The following is a 5,842-nucleotide window of genomic DNA, read 5'->3' as shown; positions in this document are numbered from 1 at the left end:
CACGGTCGAGGCGTCCCGGATCACCGAGCCGTCGGGGCGCCGCAGCACCGCGTAGCCGCGCTCCAACGTCGCCGCCGGCGAGAGCACCCGCACCGCGCGGGCCGGGTAGCCAGGGGCGAGCCCCTCCGCCTCCCGCTCCGCACGCGCCCGGTAGGCGTCCACCTCCGCCCGCGCGAGCCGGCCGGCCTCCGGCAGCCCGAGCCGCGCAACGCCCTCCGCGGTCTCCCGCAGCAGCTCCGTCAACTCCCGCTCGGCCTCGCCCAGTGAGGGCACGTCGGGCGGCAGGTCCGACCTGACCGGTGACACCCGCCACCGCACCGCGGCGCCCGCCCGCCCCTCGGCGGGCCCCACCTCCGGCAGCAGCCCGATCCCCGCCTCGGGGGCCAGCACCGCCTCGCCCGCCTCCAGCGCCGCCGCGTTGAACTCCGGTGGTCCGCACAGTCCCAACGGGTCACCGGGTACCGGGAGGGCCACCCGCAGCGCCCGCACACCCATGCCGCGCAGCCGCGCCAGCGCGACCGCCGGGCTCACCGGCCCCTCCTCCCCGGGGAGGCCGGAGACGCGGTGCGACGCGTCCGCCCCGACCACACCGCTCGCGGCGTCGTCGGGCGAGACACGACCGGTCAGCAACGCGTTCGCCCAGGCGGCGAACCGCCCCGAACGTGGTTCATCCAGCATGTCCGACAGCTTACGAACCCCGCGGGCCGGTCCGTACCGGACAGCCGGCGGCCCGCGTCGGCACGTCAACCGCCTCCTGGGGCGTGGACCGCTCGACCGGTGGCGTAGTTTGGACCCGGGGCCCGCACCCCGGCCGGTTCAGACGGCGACACGACGGCGACTGCACATGGGAGAGATCGCGCGCATGAGCGATGTACTGGAGCTGGTGGACGTATCCGTGGTCCGCGGCGGCCGTGCTCTGGTGGACCAGGTGTCCTGGTCGGTCGCCGAGGGCGAGCGCTGGGTGATCCTCGGCCCCAACGGCGCGGGCAAGACCACCCTGCTGAACGTCGCCTCCAGCTACCTCTTCCCGACCACCGGCACCGTCCAGATCCTGGGCGAGAAGCTCGGTGCGGTCGACGTGTTCGAGCTCCGGCCCCGGGTCGGCGTGGCGGGCAGCGCGCTCGCGGCCCGCCTGCCGCGCAGTCAGACCGTGCTGCAGACCGTCCTCACCGCCGCCTACGGCGTCACCGCCGGCTGGCGCGAGCAGTACGACGAGGTCGACGAGCAGCGTGCCCGGGCCTTCCTCGACCGGCTCGGGATGAGCGGCCACCTCGACCGCACCTTCGGCACGCTCTCCGAGGGCGAGCGCAAGCGCACCCAGATCGCCCGCGCGATGATGACCGACCCGGAGCTGCTCCTGCTCGACGAGCCGGCGGCCGGCCTCGACCTCGGCGGCCGTGAGGACCTCGTGCGGCGGCTGGGCAGGCTCGCCCGCGACCCGTTCGCCCCCTCGATGATCATGGTGACGCACCACGTCGAGGAGATCCCGCCGGGCTTCACCCACCTGCTCCTGATCCAGCGGGGCAAGATTCTGGCCGCCGGGCCTCTCGGCGAGGTACTCACTTCGGCCAACCTCTCGCGCTGCTTCGGCCTCCCGCTGCTCGTGGAGCAGCAGGGTGACCGCTACACGGCCAAGGGCCTGCCCCTCACCTGACGATCGCGCTCTGTCCCGCGACGGCTACGACCCCTACCATGGGGAGCGTGGACTTCTGGGTGTGGTGGCTGATCGCCGCCGGAGGCTTTGCGATCCCGCTCGTGCTGACCGCGATGCCGGAGTTCGGCATGCTCTCGGTCGGTGCCGTCGCCGCTGCCGCGGTCTCGGGGATCACCGACAACCTGGCGGTGCAGGTGGTCCTCTTCTGCGTCGTCTCGACCGCGCTGATCCTGGTGGTGCGTCCGATCGCCAGACGCTCGCGCGAACAGCCGCCCGGTGTCAGCACCGGCGTCGACGCCCTGAAGGGGCGCTCCGCCGTGGTGGTCGAACGTGTCGACGCGCACCGGGGGCAGGTGAAGCTCGCGGGGGAGGTCTGGTCGGCCCGCGCGCTCGACGGTGGCGAGATCTTCGAACCGGGCACCCAGGTGAGCATCGTGGAGATCGACGGGGCAACCGCCGTCGTGATGTGATGGATCACCTCACGTAGCCGGCGTCACACTCAAGTGGCCCACCGGCCCTTTCAGTTCCAGTCGCAAGGGGAGTCACGATGGACGCCGTCATCATCGTGCTGGTCATCCTGGTGGTGCTGGTCTTCATTGCACTCATCAAGACGATCCAGGTCATCCAGCAGGCCAGTGCGGCCATCGTGGAGCGGTTCGGCCGCTACACCCGGACGCTCAACGCCGGCCTGAACATCGTGGTGCCGTTCATCGACACCATCCGCAACCGCATCGACCTCCGCGAGCAGGTCGTGCCCTTCCCCCCGCAGCCGGTGATCACCCAGGACAACCTGGTCGTGAACATCGACACCGTCATCTACTACCAGGTGACCGACGCCCGCGCCGCGACCTACGAGGTCTCGAACTTCATCCAGGCGATCGAGCAGCTGACCGTCACCACCCTCCGCAACATCATCGGTGGCATGGACCTGGAGCGGACCCTCACCTCGCGTGAGGAGATCAACGCGGCCCTCCGCGGCGTCCTCGACGAGGCCACCGGCAAGTGGGGCATCCGCGTCAACCGTGTCGAGCTGAAGGCGATCGAGCCGCCCACCTCCATCCAGGACTCGATGGAGAAGCAGATGCGCGCCGACCGCGACAAGCGCGCCGCGATCCTCCAGGCCGAAGGTGTGCGGCAGTCGGAGATCCTCCAGGCCGAAGGCGCCAAGCAGTCCGAGATCCTGCGGGCCGAGGGTGACGCCAAGGCAGCCGCCCTGCGTGCCGAAGGTGAGGCCCAGGCCATCCGGACCGTCTTCGAGGCGATCCACGCCGGTGACGCGGACCAGAAGCTGCTCTCCTACCAGTACGTCCAGATGCTGCCGAAGATCGCCGAGGGCAGCGCCAACAAGCTCTGGATCGTGCCCAGCGAGATCGGTGAGGCGCTCAAGGGACTCGGCGGCAGCCTGGGCAAGCTGACCCAGCCGGAAGGCGGCGGCGACGGCGGCGCCTCCGCGCCCGCCCCGGGGAGGGATGTCTCCCCGCCGAAGCTGGACAAGCCGGCCGGCCCGCCGCCCCCGCGGCTGACCTGACCCGCCCGCTCATGACGCCGGCCCGAACCCCTCGCGAGGGGTTCGGGCCGGCGTCATGAGCGGGCGGGCCGCGGGGGCCGGCGGTCAGGCGACCGCGGGGCGTCGCAGCCATTCCGGCAGCAACGCCCCGTCCCGGCCGTCCAGCCCCAGGAGGAGCGCGTCGCCCGGCGTGGGCTCGAACGGCTTCACCAGCAGACTCATCCCCGCCTGGGCAGGCGTGCGGTCGGCCTTGCGGTGGTTGTCCTCGCCGCAGGCGGCCACGGTGTTCAGCCAGCTGTCCTCGCCACCGTGTGACCGCGGGACGATGTGGTCCACGGTGCTGGCACGACGACCGCAGTACCCGCAACGGAAGCCGTCCCGCACCAGCACACCCCGCCGCGACCATGGCGCCCGCTGCTTGTAGGGGACCTTCACGTAGCGGCACAGCCGCACCACGCGCGGCACCGGTACCTCGACACTCGCTGCCCGCAGCAACCGAGAGGGGTCCGCCTGCTCCACCACCGCCTTGTGCTGCATCACCAGCACGACCGCACGTTGCAGCGGCACCGCCGACAGCGGCTCGAAACTCGCGTTGAGCACCAGCGTCCTGCGCATCCCGCCCACCTCCGGTCCCGACCCACCCGCCGTGGGCACGTTTTCACTCTGCCCAGGCGGAGCGGTCGGGACAACGGATTTACCGGGAAGTTCGCCCGCTCACCCCTGAGAGGCAACCTCATGGGTGCCGATCAGCTGGGCGCGGCCGATCGCGTGGAAGCGCAGCATGAAGCCGACCTGCGCGGGAGTGGCGTCCCGGTCCGGGCCGAGGTGCTCGGTGTCGACGGCGTAGACGGTGAACACGTAGCGGTGCTCGCCGTCGCCGGGCGGCGGGGCCGCTCCCTCGAAACCGTGGCCACCGCCGTCGTTGCGGACCTGGACGCTGCCGGACGGCATACCGCCGTGCCCGGGGGCCCCGGCGTTGCGCGGCAGCTCGGTCACGCTCGCGGGGATGTCGAACGCGACCCAGTGCCAGTAGCCGCTTCCGGTCGGAGCGTCCGGGTCGAAGCAGGTGACCGCGTAGCTCTTCGTGCCGTCGGGGGCGCCGGCCCATCGCAGGTGCGGCGAGGTGTCGCCCTTCGCCTTCACCTGGTCGTCCTTGATCGCCATGCCGTCGAGCACGTCGTCGCTGATGAGGGTGAAGGACTCGACGGGCGGGTGGAAGGCGTGGGGGAGCGGGCGGCGGGACTCGGTCATGGTGGCCTCCTCGTCTGGCGAACGGTGCGTTGTCGGCCAGGGTAATGATCACGAAGGCCCTCCGTCAGGAGGCGCGTGCGTCGGCAAGTCGCGTTCCAGGCAAGCCTGTCGGCGGGTACGCGGAGCCGCGGACAGCACGGACCGACGGCCGCGGGTGTACCCGCCCGCGGCCCGGTGCACCCGCGGGACATCCGGGTCGTGCACCTCACGGCCGGCGGGCCCGCCGTACCGGACGTCGCGTGGTGATACTGGAGGGCATGCCCGAGACCGACGCCTCCGAGCGCCGCCGCGCCACCCCGGCCGGGGTCGGCGACCGGCTGGCCCGCTCCTTCTTCGACCGCCCCGTCCTCACCGTCGCCCCCGACCTGCTCGGCAGGGTCCTGGTGCGCGACGAACCCCGTGGGCAGGTGCTGCTGCGCGTCACCGAGGTGGAGGCCTACGACGGCGCCGACGACCCGGGCTCGCACGCGTACCGGGGCCGCACCGCCCGCAACGGGGTGATGTTCGGCCCGCCGGGCCACGCCTACGTCTACTTCACCTACGGCATGTGGCACTGCCTGAACCTGGTCTGCCATCCCGAGGGACGTGCGGGCGGCGTCCTGTTGCGCGCGGGCGAGGTGCTGGGCGGCGCCGAGCTGGCGCGGCCCAGGCGGAGCAGCGCCCGGAACGACCACGAGCTGGCCCGTGGGCCGGCTCGCCTGGCCACCGCCCTCGACGTCGACCGCTCCCTGGACGGCACGGACGTCTGCGCCACTCCGGCCGGACCGCTCTCCGTGCACGCGGGCATCCCCGTCGCCGCGTCCGCGGTCCTGAACGGGCCGAGGACCGGGGTCTCCGGCGAGGGCGGGGTGCACCCCTGGCGGTTCTGGATCGACGGTGACCGCACCGTGAGTCCCTACCGCGCCCACCGTCCCAGGAACCGGACCGCCACCGGGACTTGACGCCGAGGACATCGGGCCGTAACGTGGAACGAGTCGCTGAGAGGATGTCGGTCGATCGCGAGTGCCCCAAGGGCCCGCGGACCGAGTCACGCGAGGTGACAGTCAACCTGAGATTCGATACCGCCGGACTTCCGGTCGGTATCGTTGCGTCGCATTCCTTCCGGGAATCGTTCGGGCGGGGCCGATTAGGCGCTGAACGGAAAGACAGCTAAGGTTGGCAACGCCGAAGGGGAAACCCGGAGGAAAGGCGAAAAGCCGAGAGATTGTCCCCGCCGACCGGGGGTCAGGATCACGAAAGTGAGTCTGATAGAGTCGGAGACACAAAGAAAGACCGAAGGGAAAGCCCGGAGGGTCTGCTGGAAGGCAGCCCGAAGGAAGCGTCCGTTCCTTGAGAACTCAACAGCGTGCCAAAAGTCAACGCCAAATATGTTGATACCCCGTCCGGTCGGCAGGTTTCCTGCTGGTGGACGAGGTTCCTTTGAAGAAACA

Annotated in this window: 7 protein-coding genes; 4 read left to right on the top strand and 3 right to left on the bottom strand. The window is 71.3% G+C overall.

Annotated elements, in window-relative coordinates; genetic code table 11:
* On the bottom strand, positions 1-678 hold a 678-nt coding region (locus tag HCJ92_RS21320), incomplete at its 3' end, for a hypothetical protein (protein ID WP_167935240.1).
* A gap of 166 nt (positions 679-844) precedes the next feature.
* On the opposite strand from HCJ92_RS21320, the gene HCJ92_RS21315 reads away from it, so the two are divergent.
* The 3 genes from HCJ92_RS21315 to HCJ92_RS21305 all read left to right on the top strand — a co-directional run bounded on the left by HCJ92_RS21315 (position 845) and on the right by HCJ92_RS21305 (position 3,182).
* Positions 845-1,654 (top strand): ABC transporter ATP-binding protein, encoded by an 810-nt coding sequence (locus tag HCJ92_RS21315; RefSeq protein ID WP_167935239.1) that lies wholly within the window; start codon positions 845-847, stop codon positions 1,652-1,654.
* Between the two features lie 38 nt (positions 1,655-1,692).
* Positions 1,693-2,124: an NfeD family protein gene (locus tag HCJ92_RS21310; RefSeq protein ID WP_167935238.1), complete on the top strand. Its 432-nt coding sequence runs from the start codon at positions 1,693-1,695 to the stop codon at positions 2,122-2,124.
* Positions 2,125-2,201: 77 nt separating this feature from the next.
* Complete coding sequence (locus tag HCJ92_RS21305) at positions 2,202-3,182, top strand: SPFH domain-containing protein (protein WP_167935237.1); 981 nt, start codon at positions 2,202-2,204, stop codon at positions 3,180-3,182.
* 84 nt (positions 3,183-3,266) lie between these two features.
* Here HCJ92_RS21305 and HCJ92_RS21300 read toward each other — a convergent pair whose 3' ends face one another.
* Together HCJ92_RS21300 and HCJ92_RS21295 are read right to left on the bottom strand one after the other, a co-directional pair.
* Complete coding sequence (locus HCJ92_RS21300; RefSeq protein WP_167935236.1) at positions 3,267-3,776, bottom strand: HNH endonuclease; 510 nt, start codon at positions 3,774-3,776, stop codon at positions 3,267-3,269.
* 99 nt (positions 3,777-3,875) lie between these two features.
* Positions 3,876-4,412 (bottom strand): YbhB/YbcL family Raf kinase inhibitor-like protein, encoded by a 537-nt coding sequence (locus HCJ92_RS21295; protein ID WP_167935235.1) that lies wholly within the window; start codon positions 4,410-4,412, stop codon positions 3,876-3,878.
* 257 nt (positions 4,413-4,669) lie between these two features.
* Here HCJ92_RS21295 and HCJ92_RS21290 point away from each other — a divergent pair, with 257 nt between their 5' ends.
* Positions 4,670-5,353: a DNA-3-methyladenine glycosylase gene (locus HCJ92_RS21290; RefSeq protein WP_167935234.1), complete on the top strand. Its 684-nt coding sequence runs from the start codon at positions 4,670-4,672 to the stop codon at positions 5,351-5,353.
* Positions 5,354-5,842 lie beyond the last annotated feature (489 nt).

It is taken from the genome of Streptomyces spiramenti (assembly GCF_012034385.1).
GTDB lineage: Bacteria > Actinomycetota > Actinomycetes > Streptomycetales > Streptomycetaceae > Streptomyces > Streptomyces spiramenti.
Note: the sequence above shows the minus strand (reverse complement) of the source record. Positions and strands in the feature narration are given on the sequence as shown.

Bases quoted from the DNA above. Each gene is read 5' to 3' on its own strand.
- HCJ92_RS21315 (WP_167935239.1), top strand. From the start codon at position 845: ATGGGAGAGATCGCGCGCATGAGCGATGTACTGGAGCTGGTGGACGTA.
- HCJ92_RS21310 (WP_167935238.1), top strand. From the start codon at position 1,693: ATGGGGAGCGTGGACTTCTGGGTGTGGTGGCTGATCGCCGCCGGAGGC.
- HCJ92_RS21305 (WP_167935237.1), top strand. From the start codon at position 2,202: ATGGACGCCGTCATCATCGTGCTGGTCATCCTGGTGGTGCTGGTCTTC.
- HCJ92_RS21300 (WP_167935236.1), bottom strand. From the start codon at position 3,776: ATGCGCAGGACGCTGGTGCTCAACGCGAGTTTCGAGCCGCTGTCGGCG.
- HCJ92_RS21295 (WP_167935235.1), bottom strand. From the start codon at position 4,412: ATGACCGAGTCCCGCCGCCCGCTCCCCCACGCCTTCCACCCGCCCGTC.
- HCJ92_RS21290 (WP_167935234.1), top strand. From the start codon at position 4,670: ATGCCCGAGACCGACGCCTCCGAGCGCCGCCGCGCCACCCCGGCCGGG.